Below are 21102 nucleotides of genomic sequence, written 5' to 3' on the forward strand. Positions count from 1 at the left end.
ATATAATTTAATTAATTTTAACTATACTATATTTTAAACTTTTACTAATATTATGCACCGATTATACTCTACTCATATTTCTTATGTTTACGCTTTTCTCTCAGGCATTTTGTAGCCTTCTAAAGCTTTATTAATATAATCATTAAAAGGTTTAATGAGTAAGAATTTGTCAGTAACCATTTTACAAAATTCATATAAATTGTCTAAATCACTATCCTGTAAGTGATATTCAATATACCAGCTTTTGTGTTTTAAATACTCTCCTTTAGTAAAATCTTTTGGATATCCTCTTGGAATATTTTTTAGTTTTTCACCATCTAAATTAAAATTCTCTGAAAATTTGTGATTATACAAAATAGATTCTAATTCATCTGAATGTTTAATTATATAATCCCTCACTCTTGTTGTTGCATCTGAAAGCTGTGGTGTAAAAAGTCCTGCTCCTAAAAATATATTTTGTGGAGAAATATCTATGTAATACCCTACTGGGATTGGTATTCGTCCAGCAGATGAAATATGTGCTCTAAATGATGGGTTATAAGGTGATTTATCATTACTAAAACGAGTATCTCTATTCAACCTAAATATTAAATCTTTTGCATTTAGATGTGCAATAGATTTATCTTCATAAGCTAAAGCATTAATTATATCTTGTACCAACTGTTCAAATTGCAATGTAGCTTCTTTTTTCCATTCTTTATTCTCCATCATCCACTCTCTTGAATTATTGTTTTTCAGTTCATTTAAAAACTCTAGTATACAATTTGTTTTCATAATTTTCTCTCCCTTTTATATTAATTTTATTAATATTTTTAAAAATTATTTAAATACTTGATTGATACTCAAATACCATATAGCTATTTTAAAATACTCATTAATTAATTTTTAAAATTACATATCTAAATAAGTTCTAATATCCAGACTTAATACTTATTAAAGTTTTGCATCATATTTCAAAATTTTTTTAAGTATTTATAAATTTTTAATTATTGAGTAGCAGTCTGACTGTAAAAAATCTGTTAGAAATTTTTTTAATTTTTCACTAGAATAATATGATGGAAGTCTTGAAAATACTGTTGAAAAATTTTCAGCTTCTTCCATAGCAGATTTAAATTTAAATATAGTATTATCATCATCTTTTTCTAGACTAGAATACTCCAAATTTTTAGGATTTATACGGTGATTAACTATTGCATAATTAATACGCTTCTTACACTGACATACCCCTTTTCCACTTAATCCACAATACTCATCTAAAAATGAGGCCATTTTCTTCCTAGTTCGTGATAACCTCTGTCTATATGCTTCAGAAGATATCTCCAAAATATCACCAGCAACTTTACTATTTAGCTTAAACATTGTACCTAAAATAAAAATACATCTACTCTCTACATCCAAGCATTGTAACATTACATTTGTACATGAATATTTTAGTTCTTCTTCAATAATAGAAGTTTCAACATCTTGAGATAAATCAGGTATATCTTTTGATTTGCCATTTTTGATATCAGCTCCATAATATTCAAAACTTAAATGCTGTTTAGAAAACATACTTTTTTTGTAATTTTGTAAATGATTGTATGCTATTCTAAATACCCATGTAGAAAAAGAACTTTCTTTTCTAAATGTAGATAGATGAGTAATTACACGTATCATAATTTCTTGACTGGCATCCTCTGCATCCTGTACAGTACCTAACATCCGTAAGGATAAATTAAATACTAAATCTTGTACATCCAATAACAAAATTTCAAGAGATTTTTTGTCTCCTAAAATAGCCATGTCTATCAAATTTTCTATTTCATCTTTTTTTACATTATTTTGTGTACTTTCACTCATAATTTCACCCCCATATTAAATTAGACAATTTAAAAAGTACTTTGTGACATAAAATTTTTATTTTTAGTATATTATTACAAAATAAAAATACCCAATCAACCTAAGTAGTCCAATTGGGTATAAATTCTCTAAAAAATTATTTCATATTTACATAATCATTTTTATATTTGAATAATTATCTTTGTATTTGAATTTTTATCTAGCTCTAATCTTTCTCTAATTATAATATTTATCAAGTTCTAATCTTTTTCTAATTATAATCTTTATCTAACTCCAACTTTTATTTAACTCTAGCTATTAGAGAAATTGTATTAAAATACTTACCATCTTCTACTTCCATCATTTTTTTATCATTTTTTGCATAAGAATTATCGCAGTTTAACCAATCTTGCCATGCTTCTTCATGACAATTTAAAGTTTCACATTTCTCTAAAATCACAGACTCAGATTCTGACCAAAGTTCATTCCACCATTTAAGAGAATGAAAATTCATGTTATCTTGCCAAAATGGAATAAGTTCATCAGGTATACAATCTACAAAATCTTGTTTTAATCCTGGCATTGCCATTGCAATTATTCCACCCTCTTTTACAAGAGGAGATATGTGGTTTTCTAAAAAACCTTCTTTATTTCCAAAGTAGTGATAAGAGTGAACACTTATTACTGCATCAAAGAAACCTTCTGCATAAGGTAATTCATGTGCCTCTGCTTGTATTGGAAATATTTTATTGTCTAAGTTAAAATCCTTAAATCTTTCATAATTCTCAGTTGGTTCTATCCACAAATCTGTTGCAAATACAGTTGCATCAAATTCATTTGCTAAAAATATAGAAGATATACCTCTTCCACATCCTAAATCTAAAATACGCATTCCCTTTTCTAATTTTATCTTATTTGTCAGTTCCTCTAATATTTTTATACAATTAGGCCCCATCATGTTTTTCATGAGGAACTCTTTGTCATACTTATTACTTTTCGTAAATATCATTCTATCTTTCCTTTCCTTATAAATTATTATTTATTTAAATTGTTTATATTTTAATGTATATACTAATTAATCTATTTAGTTTAGCGAACATTTGACACTTTACCTTTTATTATACCATTTATTCTCATAAATATAATAATTCTATTATTTTAAAATTAATATTTATAATAATTTAAAATAAATACTTATAAAATATAGTTTATCATAATAATACTATAAAAAAACATCGAAAAATAAGTATTCTAGAGAGAAATAGGAAAAGTAGCTTTGATATATGTTAGTTATAAAATATGAACAAATAGATAAGTAAATAGACATGAACTTGGGAATAGCTAAAAGAATCTAACTCCGAGGCAATTTTTTAAATTCTCCAGAAAGCATTACGATACTACATTATAAAGCTAATTAAGATATTATTCTAAAAACAATAAAATAAGCAGTCAGTAAACACAAATTTTTACTGACTGCTTATTTTTATTTAATATCTATTATAAATCTTCTAAATAATACTTTCCTTCCAAGAATTCTGATTCTATCCCTAGATTTTTGAAATAATTAACTAAAGACATACATGCAAATTTTTCTGTAGAATAATGAGTAGCACCTATAACATTAATTAAATTCTCTTTTGCAATTCTATGAAATTCTAATGTTGGTTCAAAATGTTTTAAAGGCTTGGTAAATCCAGTAATATATAAATTTATGCCAAGTTCAGCAACTTCACTTGCTACAAATGGGTAACTTCCTCCCCCTGCTGCAATAGCTACTAAACCATCTTTTAAAACAGAATCTCCATAATCATATAGTTTCGCATCATGTCCAACTGTTTTTTTAACAAGTTCCTTAATCTCTTCTACTGACCTTAGTGATGTCTTACATATAACTCCTACCTTGATTTTATCATCATATTTGCAGAATGGTTTGACAATTTCAAGACCTAAAGCATTTGCAAGACTAACAGAAGTTGAATAATCACTATAATTGTCTAATGGAGAATGTAATACATAAAATGAAATTCTGCGTTTTTTCATCTCTTCCATATAAGATAGTGGAATATCATGAAATGGAAAACCTTCATCAGATGCTATATATCCCATTGCATGGTGTGAAAAAAGTAAGATATCTCTTTCATCTTTATCTATGATTTGCTGAACTATTTCTTTATCTGGAAAAGTAGTTGTATATACTTTATTAATATCTTGAGCATTATCTAATACTAAACCTATGTATTTTTTCTTAAACTCTGGAGTAATAAAATCATTTTCAAAATTCATAAAACTCCAATCATCATCAATATTTTTAATATCAAATTCTAAATTTAACTTTTTATAAAGTTCTTTTGCTTTAATACTAATCACTCCTTCATAATAATATTTAACTAATATATATTTATACAAGAGTTCTATAATATACTTATACTTTAAAAACCAACTATATCTCAAAATACTATAAATATTCACTTATTTTAAATTATAATTTATTTTTCTAGTATACATGATATCTCAATACTCTCATATATAAATATCTTTTCATTTTAATTTACATCATTAATCTTGTCAAATACTATTATTTTATATGAGCTATTCTCAATTTATTTATTATTATAATTATATTTACTCATTATCTTGATTTTTATTGACTTACTATCTTATAATTACTCTCATTTATTATCCTAATCCCGTTAATCATTAAACTCCTACTGACCTAAACTTTTTTTAGATTTTTGGGAGGCTTTTTCTTAACTTCAATAATCTTTAAAATATCATCAAGCTCTTTCTCATTCTCCACTCTATAATTTATCCAGCCTCCACTTCCACAAGGGTATCGCTTATCCCAAAATTCATTTGTCTTTGGCAATAAGTTATCCAGTATATTTAATAGCTTGTCTACATCATTATTTCCAATTTGAATAGTTGCTGTAAAACAATCTTTCTCAAAAAACACATAGAATAGATGCATTGTTTTATGTGAATACTTATATCCCCAGCCATAATTATTTCCAAAAGGAAATCTTAATTCTTTACGCAAATCATATTTTTTATCTAATAAATTCTCAAGATGCAAAATAAGATTAAAATGATTTTTGCCAACATACTCAGAAATCTCTTTTTCTGATGGCATGACACTTTTATTCAACATTCTTTCATACAATTTTAATCACCACTTTTGATTTATTTTTAATCTAAAAATACTAGCATCAAAATTATTCACTCTTTTTACATTCCTCTACAAATTCAATTGGATGTTGAATAATCTTAGAAACTTCTTCTACAGAATACCCTTCATCTAAGTATCTTCTAGCTATAACCTCCATAGATTCTCCTACCTCGATAATATGTTTATCAGGGTCATAAATACGTACTACCCTCTGTTGCCATTCATATTTTAATGGTTGATGAACATACTCTACATCTTTATATGATTTAAGTTTTTCAATAAATTCATCAAAATCATCAGCTTCAAAATAAAGTTCCATATTATGTGATTTTTGCACAACTGTGTCTGGATTTAGTCCTGTTAACCATGCAAAATCTTCTTGTATTGCAAAACCCCCACTAAAAGATACATTTTTCCCTAAATCTAATACAACTTTTTGGTCAAACAATTCTCCATAAAACTTTTTTGACACTTCTACATCATTTACTGCCAATAATGAACATTGATATTTCATAAATGTCCCCCCTAATTTTTATTATTATTTTATTGTATCAATTTAAACTTGAAAGCTATATGTCATATTTACAAAAATTATGAAATTATGTATTCCACACTACTACAATCTACATACAAAAAGCTACCCTAAATATAGTTATTTAATTGATAACTAAAGGTAGCTTTTTATATTGAATTAATAGAATTGTCCATCATTAATTTACACTCATATTTAATTTTATTTTGGTTCATATTACAATCCACTTATAATTTATAATTTTCAAATACAAATATACTACATATCATAAATATACTATATGATTTATGTTTATATTATACAAAACTTTGCTTTAAGATTGCATTTTTATAATATTTAATTTACATATAACTTGTCAGTTACATATAACCTGTTAAATTACATGCACCACCAATCTAATGTTTTACTTATATTATACAAGCTCGCAAAATTTCTAAAAATAAGTTTTCATATTTTTAGGTATCATATTTTATTTTACAAATAGCTACTATTTTTCTTTAATCTTCTTTTCTTATTTTTCTTTAATATATCTTAACCACTCTTCAATAAAAAGTATATCTTCTTCACTTATATTATCGTCTGCATGTAGTGATAATAATAAACTTTTTATAGAGGAATCATGAATATTACTAAAAAATTCTCTTGTTTCAACATTCAAGTAGTCTTTTTCATTAATTAAAATCTCATACTGTGTATGTTTATTTACCTTTTTAGAATTTAAAAATCCTTTAACTACTAATCTAGATAAAATAGTTAAAGTTGTCGTTTGCTTCCATTGATATTTTTGCTCCATAGCTAAAATAATATCTTTTGATGTTACTTTGGAATCTACTTTCCATATAAATTTCATTATCTTTAATTCTGATTGTGGCAACTTTTTTATCGACATAATAAACCTTTGCTACTCAGAATATAGACAAGCAATATCCACAGTAAAATTTTCATAAATTTAATTGATTTTATATTCATTTAAATTACTGTGATTTTATAAGATTTTCTCAATCTTAAATTCTAAAGTTAGCTATTTGTACATAATAAACATATGTAAATAGTGTCAAAATTACTTTATATCGCTTAGTTTTATGAAATGTCTTGTACTCAGCTATATACTTCTGGATACTTGTCTCAGTAGCGCTCCCTTCTTTTAAATTTTTCTTTCTAGTTTTAAGCATTTATATTTTAGTAATCTTACTTCTTTTAATTTTGACTTATTGCCTCTCTAGCTTTTTAAGAAATAATCTCTCATTTAAGATTTTAAATATTATAATCTCAATCTTAATTTGTGATTTTAACTATTGCAATATCAGTCTCAATTTGCTATTTTAAATACTGTAATCTCAATTTTAATTTGCGATTTTAAATATTGTAATCTCAGTCTTAATAATTACATTTTATATAATTAAATTTTGCTAGTTTATTGAATATTTATTTGTGTCTTTTGCAATCCAAACCATTTCCTCAACAGTTCTTTATAGCTCTAATTTAATTCAACATATCTAGACATCTATACTTCATAGCACTAAAAATCAGACACCAAAACTCTACTTTAGTAGAGTTTATATGGTCAAAAAATGTCTATTTAAAATACTTTTTTTACTTTATATACAAGGTTCTAATAAAATATTCCTCTAATAATTACATAAAAGTTATTCTAATTAAATCTGCTCTTAAAATCTGATTATCTTCTTCTCAAAATTAAAAACTACTATACTATAATTCTATTTTAGTAGAATATTTTTGTCAATAATATTTTAAGTATTATTGAAAAATATTAAAAAAAAAGGAACTATTTAAAGAGTTTAACAGTCTTACAATAATTCCAAAATATATTATTCCTATGAAAATTTTGATACCATGAGTAACTTAGCTCTAAGCGCATAAAGCAAAAGTTACTATTTTATTTAATAAAACTTGACAAGAAAAGAATTTATATTTATTCTACTACGATAGAACTTTTTTGTCAATAAATAATAAAATTATTTTCAAAATATTTCCATTGTTCGCTCTTATTTATTATTTTATCATAAAATCTTATTTTACTAGTGGTAATTTTAAATTTATTTTTAGACCCTGACAATCATCACTTGTGATTTCTAATTTACCTTTGTGTGCGTTTATAATCCCTGCTACTATTAGAAGCCCTAGACCATGATTATGACCTTTAGCATATGCATCACTCAAATTATATTGATTCTTCAATAAATAACTAATTTTATCTTTGCTCATACCTTTTCCATCATCTTCAACAGTTATATAGCAAAAATCTAAATCAGACCTTGAAACTACATTTATATTACACCCATGTTGATTGTGAGTTATACTATTTTGTATCAAATTGCTAATAGCTCTTTTTAATAACTTCTTATCTGCATCTATAATAATATCTTCATTCAATATATTAAGCTCAATATAAAAATCATTATCCAAATTATTATTTATAAAATCAGAAACAACCTCTCTCAAGAAAGCAGAAACTCTAAGTTTACAGCAATCTAATGCTTGCATATTGTATTCCAATTTAGAGACTAAGTTAAGGTCGCTTACTAATTCCCTAATCTTAATACCTTGATTACATATAATAGATACTTGCTCATATTCTCTTTGAGAAAGATTTTTACTTTCCTCAAGTTCTCCAGCATATCCTATTATCATTGAAAGTGGTGTTCTTATATCATGAGATATTCCTGCAATCCAATTAGACCGAGCTTCTTCTCTTTTTCTAAGCTTTGCATTTTTTTCCTGTAATTCTCTAGATACAGAGTTAATAGACTTTGAAATATCGCTAAGTATCCCCTTCTCTTGAAGAAGTACTGGCTCGCCTTTTGAAATAAGCTTCATCCCTGTAATAATTGGCTTTATAGATTTTACCATTTTTAATCCTATGAACAAAGCTATTAAAAAAGTAATTATTGCATTAAGCAAAAGCATAATTAGTATTAACCTTGGAAATTGCTCTATTTCTCTAACAGTATAAGTAAGATTAAACCTCGTATACTTGTCTTTTGGATATCCTGTAACTAGAAGCCCATCAGGATGCTCCCACACATACACAGGATAATCTTTTAAAAAGAATTTTGAAAATTTAGCTACATCCATTAAAGTATAATGCTTTGGTATTTCTTTGGGTAAATCATACTCCCATATTCTGTCCCCATTATCATCAATTAACATTGCCCAAGCTTGATTTTTATGTAACACATCTTTGCTAGATTCATCCAAGACAAACTTCCCATCTTTTGAAGTTAACTTTTCTTCAAGCATCATTAAACTTGCTTTAGTTTCTCTGCTAGTGCTTATATCCGATTCTCCCGAATATGGGTATATAAAGGTTACATATGAAAATATCAAAAATCCTGTTATGTTTAAGATAATTAGAAATAATGAAATCAAGATGCTTGAACCTATAAATCGCCTCAATATATACTTTACACTATCCAAAATTAAATCCCTCCTCTTAACTTCTTTTATTGCAACAATACCTCTTATTACATTTATACGAATTTATATTTAAATGTCTATCTATACTTTATCTTCTTAGTTATCATCTATAATGACTCACTCATATAAGTTCATATTAATTTGACACTTATATCTTCAAACTTACCTGATACTTGTCTCTTACAACTTAATCATATAATTACTCACCTATCTTGCTTTTATATCAATTTTATCGTACAATTACTCACCTATCTTACTTTTATATCAATTTTATCGTACAATTACTCGTCTATCTTACTTTTATATCAATTTTACTTACATATATATCAATATTAATTACATATCAAATCTTCATACAGCATAAATCACTTAATTACTAACTTATATCCAAGCCCTCTTACTGTAATAAGATGCTTAGGAGAAGATGGGGCTTCCTCTATCTTTTCTCTAACTCTCCTAACATGTACCATAAGAGTATTTTCATACCCATACATATCATCTCCCCATATGGCTTGACATAGTGCATCGCTAGTAACGATTCGCCCTTTATTTTCATACAGCTTTAAAAGCAGTGAATGTTCTTTAGCAGTTAAAGATATTTCTTGTCCATCTTTTTTCACACATGCAGTATTTAAATTTACAACAACAGAATCTCCTAGTTTAAATATTGGAAACTCCTCTTCTTCCATAGGAATATATACACGATTTAGTATACCTATTAACCTTAAAGTAAGTTCTTTAGGTAAAAATGGCTTTACTATATAATCATCAGCCCCTAAACCTAGACCAATCAACCTATCTTCATCCTCTCCTCTTGCAGAAAGAAAAATAACTGGTATCTTAGACGTTTCTCTAATTTTTCTCATAATAGAAAAGCCATCTCCATCTGGCAACACTACATCTAAAATTGCACAGTCTGGTTTTATATTTTTAAACACTCTCACAGCTTCTTCATAGCTAGATGCTAAAAAAATTCTATTAAATCCCTCTTTTCTTAAGATTTCATCTATCATTTTTAATAATTCTTTATGGTCATCAACCACAAGTATTTTTTTATCCTTTACTGTTTCCATAATCATCACCCTTCCTAAGTATACCATATACCCTTTTTTATGACTTTATCCCAATAGACTATTTAAGGTTATTGTAAGGTAAACTTCAGCTATCTGAAATGTAAGTGCTTTATTGTATTAATATAAGCTACAAACACTGCTATATAAATCATAGAAATTCATACTAAATTATAGAAAAGGGGATAAAACATATGGAAATGATAATTAAAACAAACAGACTTTCAAAAGAATACAATAAAATATTTAGAGTAAAAGACTTAGACCTTAGAGTCCCAAAAGGAGCTGTATACGGCTTTTTAGGGCCTAATGGAGCTGGTAAATCCACTACTCTTAAAATGTTACTTGGGCTTGCAAAGCCTACACAAGGAAATATTAGTATTTTAGGCAAAGAACTAAACGATAAAAACAGGATATCAATCTTAAATGACATTGGCTCATTGATAGAATCTCCATCATACTATGGACATTTGACAGGACTTGAAAATATGACTATTATGCAAAGACTATTGGATTTACCTAAAAAAAATATCTATGAAGCCTTAAAAATAGTAAGATTAGAAAATCAAAAGAATAAGAAGGTCAGTCAATATTCACTAGGTATGAAACAACGTCTTGGTATCGCCATGGCAATAATGAAATTTCCTAAATTATTGATACTTGATGAACCTACAAATGGACTTGACCCAGCTGGAATTGAAGAAATTAGAGAACTAATAAAATCTCTTCCAGAAAAGTTTGGCATGACAGTTCTTATTTCTAGTCATCTTCTAAGTGAAATTGACCAAATCGCCACATCAATAGGAATAATAAATCATGGTGAACTCGTTTTTCAAGATAGTATAAAAGAACTTCATGATAAAGGTCAAAGTCATATTGCTATTAAAACACAAAATCCAACATCTGCTCAAAAACTTTTAAATACACAAGGATATATGTCACTTATACAAGATGGATATTTAACTATTGAGAATTTAAAAGATACAGATGTAGCTAAAGTAAATAACATACTTGTACATTCAAATATGGATGTGTTTAGAATAGAAGAACATAAAAAGAGCTTAGAGGATATATTCCTTGAACTTACTGGTAAGGCGGTGACTTTATAATGAAATACCTTAGTTTAGAATTTTACAAAATTAAAAGAAAGAAAATTATTTTGATGACATTTTTATTTGTAGCTGTTGAAATAATGTGGTGTATTATGAATTCAAACAGAGCTCTCACAAAGAATCCAGACATGCTAAGTGGATTTGAATATTCATACATGATTATGAGTTTTACAAGTTTAAATGGATTATTTTTTCCTATTTTAATATCAATAATTACTTCACGAATAAGCGATATAGAGCATAAAGGAGATACATGGAAACTTTTAAAAGCTTCTGCTACCCCTTTGAATAGTATTTATTTTTCTAAATTTTTATGTTCCACTATTTTGATATCATTATCTATACTTATACAAATATTGGCTATTTTAGGTTTTGCGTCTTTTAATGACTTTATTGAGCCATTTTCCATGTCTTTAATTATCAAATATACCTTAGGTACAATACTTGTTAGTATAGCTATAATAGCACTACACCAATGGGTTGCAACTGTATTTCAAAATCAAATGTTTGCTGTTACGCTTGGTATGTTAGGTAGCTTTATAGGTTTAACATCAGGATTATTTTTTCAAGGTATTCGTAGGTTATTTATATGGTCTTATTACATAGAATTAACGCCTCTAAATTATGCCTATGACACTGCCCTTGGTTCATCAGTTTACAAAGTAAATATGAATTTTTCAATGACTATTTTAATCTTCTTTGTTGGAATGTTAATTTATTATATTGGAAAAAATCATTTATTAAAAAAGGAAATATAGGAGGGATTTAAATGTTAAGAAAATCAGTTTTGGGAGAAATCCTAAAGTTAAAAAATTCTTTTATATGGTATATATTATTGGCTTTACCACTTATAAGTGTGTTGATTGGTACTGGAAACTTTTATCTAAATCAAGGTATCCTAAAAAAAGAGTGGTATAGCTTGTGGACTCAAGTTAGTCTATTTTATGGTGAGTTTTTCTTTCCTATATTGATAGCAATCTTTTGTGCCTATGTTTGTAGACTTGAACATATGAATCATAATTGGAATAATGTAATGACACTTCCAATCAATTTAAAAAATATTTTTTTATCTAAGCTTATAGTTATTTCAATACTTACAGCTATCACTCAAATTGTTTTCGTTATTTTTTACATAGTTGCTGGAAATATGATTGGATTTTCCCAAAGTGTACCTAATGAACTTACTGGCTGGATTGTTAAGGGGTGGATTATTTCAATTTCAATAGCTTCTATACAACTATACCTATCTATAAAGATTAGAAGTTTTGCTACTCCTATTGGTATCAGTCTTTGCCTTTCTCTATTTGGAATGGGTTTGCTAGTGGCACAACCTTCTATTGGTATATTTTTCCCATACTCTATGTTAGGAAGTGCTATGGGTATTATAAAACAATCTGCTTTAAATGTTAATGATACTATAGTTACAATATGTGTTGCATTTGCTACTACTATAACATTTTCTGAAATCGCTAAAAGAAACTTTAGAAAAAATGATGTTATATCTTAGTCTTATAATAAAATTATATATGACAAGGTGGTGTCATACTTTTGTATTATAATAAATCAAGTATATATGATAAATAATTCAAATCACCTCTTGACCATCTAATCAATAAAAAAGACTTTCATGATGTAGTATGGTAAAATATAAAAAAGCTTGTCTATATTTTATGAGGAGGAAATATAACTATGCTTACATTTAGTGGAATAATCTTTTTATTAATACTACTACTCATAGCAGGTATACTTGTAGGTATTATTAAAAAAAATAAACCAATATTAGTTACATCTTTAGTTACTTTATTAATTCTACTTACTGCTATAATTATAATTTGGAATTCTATTCCAGATACATGGTAATAAGATTATATAAAAATCACAACCGATAAAAATTTAATCCACAGGAGGATAAATTAAAATGATAATTAGACAAGAAAAAAACAGTGACAAAGATAAAGTATATGAAGTTGTTAAAGCTGCATTTGCAAATGAAGAATCTTCTGACCATGATGAACAAAATCTTGTTAATCGATTAAGAAATAGTACTAGCTTTGTTCCAGAACTTTCACTCGTAACTGAAGATGATGGAGATATAGTTGGACACATTCTATTTACAGAAATAAAGGTTAAAAATGATGTACTACTTGCACTAGCACCAGTAGCAGTGTCTCCTAGTGTTCAAGGCAAAAAAATAGGTTCAAAGTTAATTGAAGAAGGACATAAAATTGCAAAGTCAAAAGGATATAAAGGTTGTGTAGTTTTAGGTCATGACAAATATTATCCTAAGTTCGGCTATCAAGTAGCAAGTAAGTTTAATATAAAAGCTCCATTTGAAGTGCCAGATGAAAATTTTATGGCTATAGAGCTACTAGACAATGGATTGAAAGAAGTATCTGGTGTTGTAGAATATGCAAAGGAGTTTTTTGAACAGTAGTTATAAATTATGATTAGCAATTCTATTTAATATTTAAGATATAAGGAGTGATATAATGGGTGAGCTTTCTAAATTACCAAACATAGGTCCTGTAGTTGAGGGTCAATTAAACCAAGTTGGAATCACAACCTATGAACAATTAAAGGAAATAGGTAGCAAACAGGCATGGTTAAAAATAAAATCTATTGATGCTTCTGCATGTATTAACCGTCTATATTCATTAGAAGGTGCAATTCAAGGCATCAGAAAAAGTCAATTATCTTCTGATGAAAAGGAAGAATTAAAAGAATTTTATAATATATTTAAATGTTAGAAAAGGAGTGTTTATATGTTTGAATCAAGATGTGGTGTACTCTGTAATAGTTGTACAAGAAAAGAAGAAGTAAATTGTAAAGGATGTCCTCAAATGAAAGGCCCATTTTGGGGTGGTGAATGTAAGGTTAAGACTTGTTGTGAAGGCAAAGAACTTAATCATTGTGGAGAATGTGATACTTTTCCTTGTGATATGCTTTCAAATATGGGGAAAGACCAAGGTTTTGACCCTACAATAAAGATTGAACAATGCAGAAAATGGCTAAATGAAGAAAAATCTTTAAATGATTCTCTTAATTAATTTAATTGATTGATTGAAATACATATTATGTTAAGATACATATGATGAGTGAGGTATTATAAAAGAGCTAAATAATAGTTTCAATATTATTCAAAACTGATATTTAGCTCCTTTATAGCTGATATTTAATTCTTTCATAATCACTCTTTAGACTTTTATAATTATTCTTTAATCCTTTATAATTGTTTTTTGGTCTTTCATAATTATTTTCAACTCTTTTATAATTGTTTTTAGTCTTTCCAATACCACCATTTTAGTTTTTCTGGGTCTGGATTTTCTGTTGATGCAAAATATACTGCACAACGATAAACATACAATTGACATCTGTCTATATGTTGTCCACTCATTAAACATTCTTTTTGGTACAACTCTTCTGGATTGGCATCTTTAAGTGATTCAATTGTTGTATATCCCAACATTATTAAATCTTTTTCAGTTTCCTTTCCTACACCAGGAATTTTTCTCAATTCTCCCATGTTATACCTTCTTTCTAGGATATGTGTTTTTATATTTTATTGTATATTAAATATTATTTTTATGCTACAGCTAATATTGAAATTTCATAGTACTTAATTTATATTTTTTAGTATAAATTAATAAGGCTGACTAAATTCTACTTTTTTTGATATAAAATTTTATTACTGTAGGCCTTTTAACAAAACAAATCACTTGGTTTCAATCTAAGCAATACCAAGCACTTCATCATTTAATTAATATTTAATTCCCCATAAAAATGGTCATAGAAAATCAATTCTTTATGCTTCACTTTTTGCCTATTTTTTGGTATTATTATTATGTTAAGAAAATTAATATAATTTAGTATCATTAAATTAAATTAGTTTACATTTTCCTAAAGAGTTTATTTGAACACCTTATATGACGTCTATTAAAAAACTATCTTTCCTTTTAAAATTTTTAGCTTAAAATAGGAGGTAAATATTGTGCATAATAAACTTTTGTCAATTACCCAATTAGCAAAACTTAGAAACCTTACAAGTGAAACACTAAGATATTACGACAGAATAAATCTTATAAAACCTAACTACGTAGACCCTAATACTAAATATAGATATTACTCTATTCTTCAGTACGAAGAGTTAGGAACTGTAAAAGAACTAAGACAATTAGGAATGTGTATCAACGATATTACAAGTTATTTTAATGACAGAAATTTCAAAAAATCTATTGAAATCTTTGAAAAGTACCAAGAAACACTTCACTCAGAAATTAGCGAAAAAATGAGGCTTGAAAAGGTATTAAATAAAAAAGTTGAATTTTTAAAACAACTAGATTCTCTATCGCCAGTAAACACAATTACAGAACTCACACTTCCAGATAGATATATGATTACCTTTGATGAACCAACTGGTGGTCCCCATGAATTAGCTCTTGCTGTAACTGAATTAGAATCTCATTTAAATGAAACTGCTCCAATTGTTGCAAGCGATAGAGTGGGTGCTTATGGTAACGATTCGATTTTAGACGAATCGCAAGACTATATTCCTTTATCTCCATTTATATTCATAGAAGATGATGACATACAGTCCCCTTTAAAAAAACTTGTTCCAGGGGGATTATATCTTTCTATGTATTATGATGGTGATGAACTTGAAAGATACCATCCATCTTTTGACTTTATAAAAGAGTACATGAGTGAACACAACCTATGCCTTAATGGAGATATTTATCAAATATTTAAAATAGATGTGACTCTTACTAGTTACTTAAATGAAACGCTTATGGAAATTCAAGTTCCAGTAAAAAAAATATAGTCTATTATAAAGGCTATGATTGTTAGCTTACCATAGCCTTTTTACTTACTTTTATCCATAGTCTTTTTACTTACTTTTGTGATTCCCAATCTGCTGGATATGTTACATATATAAACCTAGCATAATTAGGTACTGAAAACTTTATACTACTTCCTTTTGGTATAAGTATTAGCTCCCCTTCAGATGCGGTTATCTTTCTGCCATCTATTAATATGTCTAAAGTTCCTTCTATTATATAGTCTACTTCATCATAATTTAATGTCCAATCGAAAGTTGTTTCTTTCATTTCCATAATTCCACAACCTAATCTTGGACTTTCTTCTAAGGTAAATAAATCTTTTGTATAAACTATGTCATTTGGATTGCCAGTATCTAATCTATTACTTTCATCTACCTTTACTTTTGGTAACTTTATAGAAGTTATTCCACTTATATCTTTATTTCTGTTAAAATCTATACTATTTTTAGAACCATTTAAGTTTTCTTCTATTATTTGTCTAACTAATACTTCCAATATATCTTTGTCTAATGTACTTATATCCATCTCTTATTACCTCCTTAACCTTATATCAATCTATAGCACCAATACTTTTACTTTTCTGTTATTCATCCGCAAATTCAAGAGAATCGACTATACCAACTATAGTTGCATCTATTGGAACACTTTGTCTTTCTATTGAAGTTCTGGCAGCAGAGCCTCTAGTTATAAGAACTAAATCTCCATTCCCTGCCCCTGCATTGTCTGCGGCTACTAGAAAACCTTCTTTATATGTATCTTTAGCATTTAATAGTTTCACAACTAAGAATTTTTGTCCATTTAACTTTTCATCTTTTCTTGTTGCCCATACATTACCAACTATTTTTCCTATCTCCATAAGTCTCCTCCACTATATTCTTTTTACTGTTATATTATGTATTCTTATAAAATCCATAGCTAATGGAGTTATTATACTATTTTGACTTACGATAATATCCTTAGTTCCATTTATCATAGGCTTTCTCAAATCAGACTCAGATATAAGCCTTTTATTGGTCAAATCTATGCTAAATTTATCATCTATTTTTACTTTTTCTTCGTTCAATATTTCTTTATTCAATATTTCTTTATTAAACTTTTCCCCACTAAATTCTATCTCACTTAATGTTATCTCATTTAAATCCTTTATAATCTTTACTCCATATTTACAAATATCATCTTCATAAGCTCTGTATTTATTGTATAGTGTTTTAGGTGCAGTTTCTTTATAGCGTTTATATTCTATTCCTTCATCTAACACATATACTTTCTTGCCTTTCATAAGCATTTTTAATAGAAATCTTTCTTCATCTGAAAAACTATTTCCTAATGCTAGATTGCAAATACCTCTCATACAAAGTTTTGATACTATTACTACATCACAATCTTTTGTAGTATTAGCAAACATTTCTATATTAAATTTATCACTTAATAAATCAAATTTACTTTTATCATTTTCATATAATATAACTAATTTTTTTCTATTTTTATTTTCTATACATCCAATATTCGTAGTATTTATTTTTTTGTAAAGCTCTTCTACTATAATCTCTATAAGATTGTTATAATCCATAGGCTTTCCTTTCTAGATATATAGCTATCTCTTTATTATCTTTGCAATACTTCCTTTTGAATATGCACATGCATTTGCCTCATCGTAATCTATGTGCATATAAGTTTTAAACTTATCACTAACTCTAACAACTACATCATCAAATATTAGAGGTCTTTTTCCAAATACTTTAACTTCAACTATCTCACTGTCTACCACATTAAATTTTTTGGCATCTTCTATCGACATATGTATATGTCTTTTTGCTACCATAAGACCTTTTTGAAGTTCAATTTCTCCTTTTTCTGTAGCTATTTTAATACCTAAGGTATCTTCTAAATCTCCACTTTGCTTTATTGGTGGCTTTAATCCTAATATGGAACCATCTGTTAAAGATATTTCTACTTGTGTTTCCTTTCTACAAGGTCCAAGAACTACAACATTTTTTAATGTACCTTTTGGTCCAATTATTGTAACTCTTTCTTTACAAGCATATTGACCTGGTTGAGATAAATCTTTTAATTTTGTTAATGTATATCCTTTACCAAATAATTTTTCTACATCTTCTTCACTTAAATGTACATGTCTTCCTGACGCTTCAACTTCTATAAATACTTCTTTTTTAACTCTACTTACTACTTCTTGTACTATTTCATTTAATAGGTTTTCCATAAACTTCCCCCAACTACTGGTATTGTCCAGTTCTTATTTTATAAATCATAATCCAGAACACTGATGACAATCTATTAAGAGCTTTTATTAAATCTTCTCTCTCAACTTCTCCATATTCACCTTTAAATGCTTCATATGCACAGAGTTCAGCTTCTCTAGTACTAGTTCTTATACTGTTTATAAGTACTACTTCTTCGCCCATTTTATAAGTTGGAAATTCATGACCTATACCAAAATATTTTTTAGGATTATGAGATTGTTCTCTCAACTCTTTTTCAGATAGACCTAAAAGCTTAAAGCTATCTAATTTTTCTTCTAACACTTCACATCTCATTATCTTCCTTACAAACTCTAATATTTCTTGTAACTCATTTACTAATTTTCCTATACTCTTCTTGTTGCATAAAACTTGAACCTCTAGTATTTTGGATTCTAATGAGTCTATTTTTCCTCTTAAAATTATCCTCTTATGGTCTTTAAATACTAATATATTTCCATTTAAATGAGTCATATGTTCTGGCTTTTCATTTAATTTAGCTCCAAATACAGTTTTGTACTTATAAGATTCTTCTTTTACAGTTTCTTTTATAACTTCCTTACTCTCATTATTTTCATTTGAAATGTTATCAATATATTTTATTTCAATTTTTTTTTCAGCCAAATAAGACTTTGCTAAAGGAGTTATGATTTGACCTTTTTCAATGTAATATTCAGTTATATTCCCTTTATTTTCACGCATTTCTTTTCTTATTTGATTTTCTGTTAAAACACTCATTTTATCACATCTCCTATTAGATGTATAAAAGGGGACTCCTCAAAATATATTGACATCCCCTTTTTATCAAATTTAAATTTTATTTACTATATAAACTTATTAATCAACAGTTACTTTTGGTAATATAGCATCTACTTCAAAGTGTGGTCTTGGTATCACATGAACAGATACTAAATCTCCAACTCTCTCAGCAGCAGAAGCACCTGCATCTGTAGCAGCTTTAACAGCTCCAACATCACCTCTTACCATTACTGTAACTAAACCTCCACCTACTTGCTCTTTTCCAACTAATTGTACATTGGCAGCCTTAACCATTGCATCTGCTGCTTCTATTGCTCCTACTAATCCTTTAGTTTCTATCATCCCTAATGCGTTTGCGTTTGCCATAATTCTTACCTCCAAAAATTTAATATTATTTTATAGTTTATATTTATAAAAAGTTATAATTATAAGCTATAACTTTCTATAACTCGTATTTTTTGTTTTAGTTATGCTAGTTCTTTAACCAATCTTTGAACTAGAATATTTATTAATTCTTCTTTATCCATTGAGTCAAATGTTGATTTTTCAACTTGAGATTTGTCTCCTCTAAGTTCTTCCATTTCTTTAACTCCATAAGCTATTTTCTTTATATTTAATAAATCTAATGGTCCTACATTATTTGAAGTTGAACTTCCACCTATAGCCCCACATCCTAGTGTTAAAGCAGGTGATAAGTTTGTTGCTCCACCTATTCCTCCAAGTGCAGATGGTGCATTTACTATTATTCTTGATACTGGCATATTAAGTGCAAATTTCTTTACAAGTTCCTCATCATTAGCATGCATTGAGAATGTGTGACCAGCACCTTCGTTTAAAAGTATCTCTCTAGATTTTTGCATAATAGATTCAATGTTTTCCTCTACATAAAATGCAAGTATTGGAGTCAGTTTTTCTCTAGAATAAGCTACATCATTTCCTACTCTAGATTCTCTTGCTATAAGCACTTTAGCATAACTTGGCACATTACTTAAGTTAGCTAATTTAGCAAGTGTTTCTACACTCTTTCCAACTATTTGAGGATTCATTGTTCCATTTGCTCTTAATATAAATTTAGACAGCTTTTCACTTTCCTCTTCATTTAAGAAATAAGCACCTTGATTTTTCAGTTCATTGACAACTATATCTTCCATAGATTTTTCTACTATTATAGATTGTTCAGATGCACATATTACACCATTATCAAAAGTTTTAGAATCTAATATTCTTTTAACCGCTAACTTAATATCTGCACTCTTATCTATAAATGCTGGTCCATTTCCTGGTCCTACACCTATGGCAGGTGTTCCTGATGAATAAGCAGCTCTAACCATAGCTTCTCCACCAGTTGCTAAAATAAGTTTAGTATCCTTATGCTTCATTAATTCATTAGTACCTTTAAGGCTAGGATTAGTTATACCTAATATAACATCCTCTGGACACCCTGCTTTTATAGCTGCCTCACTTATTATTTTTATAGTCTCAAGTATACATTTTTTTGCATTTGGATGTGGTGAGAAAACTATTGAATTTCCTGATTTTATAGAAATCATAGCTTTGTAGATTATTGTTGATGTTGGATTTGTTGATGGTATAAGCCCTGCTACTACTCCTACTGGCGTAGCTATATCAACTGTTTTTTCTGCCTTATTTTCACCTATTATCCCAATAGTCTTCATATCTTTTATAGCTTCATATAACATTTTAGATGCAAATGTATTTTTAACTATTTTATCTTCATATTTTCCAAATCCAGTTTCTTCATTGGCCATTTTAGCTAATTTAGCGGCATTTTCATATGCTGCATCTGCTATTGACTTAACTATTTTATCTATTTGTTCTTGGCTCATTGTAGAAAGTTTAACTTGAGCTTCTTTAGCTTTTTTTACAAGATTTCTAACTTCTTGTATAGATAATAAATCTTTATCTAAAATTTCCATCTCTATTTATCCCCTCTAATCAATTTATCAACTAAATCTACTAGGTCTTCTTTTTTCAAAGAGTTTAATTCTTTATTAGTCAAAGAAGAATCGTATTGTCTAGCTAAATTTTTTAGTTCTTTTACATTCATATTTAATAAGTTTCTATTATTAGTAACCCCATCTCTTACTGGT

At 27.7% G+C, this 21102-nt stretch carries 25 protein-coding genes; 8 read left to right on the forward strand and 17 right to left on the reverse strand.

What is annotated here, in order from left to right; all coding sequences use genetic code 11:
* Nucleotides 1-87: 87 nt before the first annotated feature.
* The 9 genes from KGF50_RS13635 to KGF50_RS13675 form a co-directional block, all read right to left on the reverse strand.
* The gene (locus tag KGF50_RS13635; protein ID WP_227848556.1) at nucleotides 88-774 is read right to left on the reverse strand and encodes a DUF2461 domain-containing protein; all 687 of its coding nucleotides are present in this window, start codon (nucleotides 772-774) and stop codon (nucleotides 88-90) included.
* Between the two features lie 198 nt (nucleotides 775-972).
* Nucleotides 973-1839, reverse strand: coding sequence for an RNA polymerase sigma factor (locus KGF50_RS13640; protein ID WP_227848557.1), 867 nt, complete (start codon nucleotides 1837-1839; stop codon nucleotides 973-975).
* A 280-nt stretch (nucleotides 1840-2119) separates the two neighbouring features.
* Entirely contained in the window at nucleotides 2120-2827 is a 708-nt protein-coding gene (locus tag KGF50_RS13645; protein ID WP_227848558.1) for a methyltransferase domain-containing protein, read from the reverse strand.
* A gap of 488 nt (nucleotides 2828-3315) precedes the next feature.
* Entirely contained in the window at nucleotides 3316-4185 is an 870-nt protein-coding gene (locus KGF50_RS13650; RefSeq protein WP_227848559.1) for a Nif3-like dinuclear metal center hexameric protein, read from the reverse strand.
* Between the two features lie 346 nt (nucleotides 4186-4531).
* On the reverse strand, nucleotides 4532-4978 hold the full coding sequence (locus KGF50_RS13655; RefSeq protein ID WP_227848560.1) for a DUF3788 family protein: 447 nt from the start codon (nucleotides 4976-4978) through the stop codon (nucleotides 4532-4534).
* A gap of 52 nt (nucleotides 4979-5030) precedes the next feature.
* On the reverse strand, nucleotides 5031-5498 hold the full coding sequence (locus KGF50_RS13660) for a VOC family protein (RefSeq protein ID WP_227848561.1): 468 nt from the start codon (nucleotides 5496-5498) through the stop codon (nucleotides 5031-5033).
* 529 nt (nucleotides 5499-6027) lie between these two features.
* Nucleotides 6028-6405, reverse strand: coding sequence for a BlaI/MecI/CopY family transcriptional regulator (locus KGF50_RS13665; RefSeq protein ID WP_227848562.1), 378 nt, complete (start codon nucleotides 6403-6405; stop codon nucleotides 6028-6030).
* Nucleotides 6406-7547: 1142 nt separating this feature from the next.
* Entirely contained in the window at nucleotides 7548-8954 is a 1407-nt protein-coding gene (locus tag KGF50_RS13670) for a sensor histidine kinase (RefSeq protein WP_227848563.1), read from the reverse strand.
* 365 nt (nucleotides 8955-9319) lie between these two features.
* A complete protein-coding gene (locus tag KGF50_RS13675; protein WP_227848564.1) occupies nucleotides 9320-10027 on the reverse strand; it encodes a response regulator transcription factor in 708 nt (235 codons plus the stop codon).
* Nucleotides 10028-10218: 191 nt separating this feature from the next.
* On the opposite strand from KGF50_RS13675, the gene KGF50_RS13680 reads away from it, so the two are divergent.
* The 7 genes from KGF50_RS13680 to KGF50_RS13710 all read left to right on the forward strand — a co-directional run bounded on the left by KGF50_RS13680 (nucleotide 10219) and on the right by KGF50_RS13710 (nucleotide 14183).
* Complete coding sequence (locus KGF50_RS13680; RefSeq protein ID WP_227848565.1) at nucleotides 10219-11133, forward strand: ATP-binding cassette domain-containing protein; 915 nt, start codon at nucleotides 10219-10221, stop codon at nucleotides 11131-11133.
* A complete protein-coding gene (locus KGF50_RS13685) occupies nucleotides 11133-11894 on the forward strand; it encodes an ABC transporter permease (protein ID WP_227848566.1) in 762 nt (253 codons plus the stop codon). The genes KGF50_RS13680 and KGF50_RS13685 overlap by 1 nt, the downstream gene beginning before the upstream one ends.
* Before the next feature lie 11 nt (nucleotides 11895-11905).
* Nucleotides 11906-12643, forward strand: coding sequence for an ABC transporter permease (locus KGF50_RS13690; RefSeq protein ID WP_227848567.1), 738 nt, complete (start codon nucleotides 11906-11908; stop codon nucleotides 12641-12643).
* A 182-nt stretch (nucleotides 12644-12825) separates the two neighbouring features.
* A complete protein-coding gene (locus KGF50_RS13695; protein WP_227848568.1) occupies nucleotides 12826-12996 on the forward strand; it encodes a hypothetical protein in 171 nt (56 codons plus the stop codon).
* 58 nt (nucleotides 12997-13054) lie between these two features.
* Nucleotides 13055-13570 (forward strand): GNAT family N-acetyltransferase, encoded by a 516-nt coding sequence (locus KGF50_RS13700; protein WP_255654940.1) that lies wholly within the window; start codon nucleotides 13055-13057, stop codon nucleotides 13568-13570.
* A 55-nt stretch (nucleotides 13571-13625) separates the two neighbouring features.
* Nucleotides 13626-13883 (forward strand): TfoX/Sxy family protein, encoded by a 258-nt coding sequence (locus KGF50_RS13705; RefSeq protein WP_227433515.1) that lies wholly within the window; start codon nucleotides 13626-13628, stop codon nucleotides 13881-13883.
* Nucleotides 13884-13898: 15 nt separating this feature from the next.
* A complete protein-coding gene (locus KGF50_RS13710) occupies nucleotides 13899-14183 on the forward strand; it encodes a DUF3795 domain-containing protein (RefSeq protein ID WP_227848569.1) in 285 nt (94 codons plus the stop codon).
* 230 nt (nucleotides 14184-14413) lie between these two features.
* Here the strand turns inward: KGF50_RS13710 and KGF50_RS13715 are convergent, their stop codons facing one another.
* The gene (locus KGF50_RS13715) at nucleotides 14414-14659 is read right to left on the reverse strand and encodes a helix-hairpin-helix domain-containing protein (protein WP_227848570.1); all 246 of its coding nucleotides are present in this window, start codon (nucleotides 14657-14659) and stop codon (nucleotides 14414-14416) included.
* Between the two features lie 465 nt (nucleotides 14660-15124).
* Between KGF50_RS13715 and KGF50_RS13720 the strand changes: the two genes are divergently transcribed.
* On the forward strand, nucleotides 15125-15955 hold the full coding sequence (locus tag KGF50_RS13720; protein WP_227848571.1) for a MerR family transcriptional regulator: 831 nt from the start codon (nucleotides 15125-15127) through the stop codon (nucleotides 15953-15955).
* Nucleotides 15956-16025: 70 nt separating this feature from the next.
* Here the strand turns inward: KGF50_RS13720 and KGF50_RS13725 are convergent, their stop codons facing one another.
* From KGF50_RS13725 to KGF50_RS13755, 7 genes are all read right to left on the reverse strand, one after another.
* A complete protein-coding gene (locus KGF50_RS13725) occupies nucleotides 16026-16499 on the reverse strand; it encodes a cupin domain-containing protein (protein ID WP_227848572.1) in 474 nt (157 codons plus the stop codon).
* A gap of 58 nt (nucleotides 16500-16557) precedes the next feature.
* Nucleotides 16558-16830, reverse strand: coding sequence for a EutN/CcmL family microcompartment protein (locus tag KGF50_RS13730; protein ID WP_227824686.1), 273 nt, complete (start codon nucleotides 16828-16830; stop codon nucleotides 16558-16560).
* A gap of 12 nt (nucleotides 16831-16842) precedes the next feature.
* A complete protein-coding gene (locus KGF50_RS13735) occupies nucleotides 16843-17544 on the reverse strand; it encodes a TIGR02536 family ethanolamine utilization protein (RefSeq protein ID WP_227848573.1) in 702 nt (233 codons plus the stop codon).
* A 24-nt stretch (nucleotides 17545-17568) separates the two neighbouring features.
* On the reverse strand, nucleotides 17569-18195 hold the full coding sequence (gene eutD, locus KGF50_RS13740) for an ethanolamine utilization phosphate acetyltransferase EutD (protein ID WP_227848574.1): 627 nt from the start codon (nucleotides 18193-18195) through the stop codon (nucleotides 17569-17571).
* A gap of 13 nt (nucleotides 18196-18208) precedes the next feature.
* Nucleotides 18209-18970, reverse strand: a complete 762-nt coding sequence (locus KGF50_RS13745; RefSeq protein ID WP_227848575.1) for a cobalamin adenosyltransferase — start codon at nucleotides 18968-18970, stop codon at nucleotides 18209-18211.
* Nucleotides 18971-19069: 99 nt separating this feature from the next.
* Nucleotides 19070-19357 (reverse strand): BMC domain-containing protein, encoded by a 288-nt coding sequence (locus tag KGF50_RS13750; protein WP_227848576.1) that lies wholly within the window; start codon nucleotides 19355-19357, stop codon nucleotides 19070-19072.
* A gap of 101 nt (nucleotides 19358-19458) precedes the next feature.
* Entirely contained in the window at nucleotides 19459-20928 is a 1470-nt protein-coding gene (locus tag KGF50_RS13755; RefSeq protein ID WP_227848577.1) for an acetaldehyde dehydrogenase (acetylating), read from the reverse strand.
* Nucleotides 20929-21102 lie beyond the last annotated feature (174 nt).

This window comes from Clostridioides sp. ZZV15-6598, from assembly GCF_020657705.1.
GTDB classification, from domain to species: Bacteria; Bacillota; Clostridia; order Peptostreptococcales; family Peptostreptococcaceae; genus Clostridioides; species Clostridioides difficile_F.

What these genes read in the sequence shown, in the direction of transcription:
- KGF50_RS13660 (WP_227848561.1), bottom strand. Translation starts at nt 5,498, where the DNA reads ATGAAATATCAATGTTCATTATTGGCAGTAAATGATGTAGAAGTGTCA.
- KGF50_RS13675 (WP_227848564.1), bottom strand. Translation starts at nt 10,027, where the DNA reads ATGGAAACAGTAAAGGATAAAAAAATACTTGTGGTTGATGACCATAAA.
- eutD (WP_227848574.1), bottom strand. Translation starts at nt 18,195, where the DNA reads ATGGAAAACCTATTAAATGAAATAGTACAAGAAGTAGTAAGTAGAGTT.
- KGF50_RS13755 (WP_227848577.1), bottom strand. Translation starts at nt 20,928, where the DNA reads ATGGAAATTTTAGATAAAGATTTATTATCTATACAAGAAGTTAGAAAT.
- KGF50_RS13695 (WP_227848568.1), top strand. Translation starts at nt 12,826, where the DNA reads ATGCTTACATTTAGTGGAATAATCTTTTTATTAATACTACTACTCATA.
- KGF50_RS13710 (WP_227848569.1), top strand. Translation starts at nt 13,899, where the DNA reads ATGTTTGAATCAAGATGTGGTGTACTCTGTAATAGTTGTACAAGAAAA.
- KGF50_RS13700 (WP_255654940.1), top strand. Translation starts at nt 13,055, where the DNA reads ATGATAATTAGACAAGAAAAAAACAGTGACAAAGATAAAGTATATGAA.
- KGF50_RS13690 (WP_227848567.1), top strand. Translation starts at nt 11,906, where the DNA reads ATGTTAAGAAAATCAGTTTTGGGAGAAATCCTAAAGTTAAAAAATTCT.
- KGF50_RS13635 (WP_227848556.1), bottom strand. Translation starts at nt 774, where the DNA reads ATGAAAACAAATTGTATACTAGAGTTTTTAAATGAACTGAAAAACAAT.
- KGF50_RS13715 (WP_227848570.1), bottom strand. Translation starts at nt 14,659, where the DNA reads ATGGGAGAATTGAGAAAAATTCCTGGTGTAGGAAAGGAAACTGAAAAA.
- KGF50_RS13640 (WP_227848557.1), bottom strand. Translation starts at nt 1,839, where the DNA reads ATGAGTGAAAGTACACAAAATAATGTAAAAAAAGATGAAATAGAAAAT.
- KGF50_RS13645 (WP_227848558.1), bottom strand. Translation starts at nt 2,827, where the DNA reads ATGATATTTACGAAAAGTAATAAGTATGACAAAGAGTTCCTCATGAAA.
- KGF50_RS13705 (WP_227433515.1), top strand. Translation starts at nt 13,626, where the DNA reads ATGGGTGAGCTTTCTAAATTACCAAACATAGGTCCTGTAGTTGAGGGT.
- KGF50_RS13680 (WP_227848565.1), top strand. Translation starts at nt 10,219, where the DNA reads ATGGAAATGATAATTAAAACAAACAGACTTTCAAAAGAATACAATAAA.
- KGF50_RS13665 (WP_227848562.1), bottom strand. Translation starts at nt 6,405, where the DNA reads ATGTCGATAAAAAAGTTGCCACAATCAGAATTAAAGATAATGAAATTT.
- KGF50_RS13750 (WP_227848576.1), bottom strand. Translation starts at nt 19,357, where the DNA reads ATGGCAAACGCAAACGCATTAGGGATGATAGAAACTAAAGGATTAGTA.
- KGF50_RS13730 (WP_227824686.1), bottom strand. Translation starts at nt 16,830, where the DNA reads ATGGAGATAGGAAAAATAGTTGGTAATGTATGGGCAACAAGAAAAGAT.
- KGF50_RS13735 (WP_227848573.1), bottom strand. Translation starts at nt 17,544, where the DNA reads ATGGATTATAACAATCTTATAGAGATTATAGTAGAAGAGCTTTACAAA.
- KGF50_RS13685 (WP_227848566.1), top strand. Translation starts at nt 11,133, where the DNA reads ATGAAATACCTTAGTTTAGAATTTTACAAAATTAAAAGAAAGAAAATT.
- KGF50_RS13725 (WP_227848572.1), bottom strand. Translation starts at nt 16,499, where the DNA reads ATGGATATAAGTACATTAGACAAAGATATATTGGAAGTATTAGTTAGA.
- KGF50_RS13745 (WP_227848575.1), bottom strand. Translation starts at nt 18,970, where the DNA reads ATGAGTGTTTTAACAGAAAATCAAATAAGAAAAGAAATGCGTGAAAAT.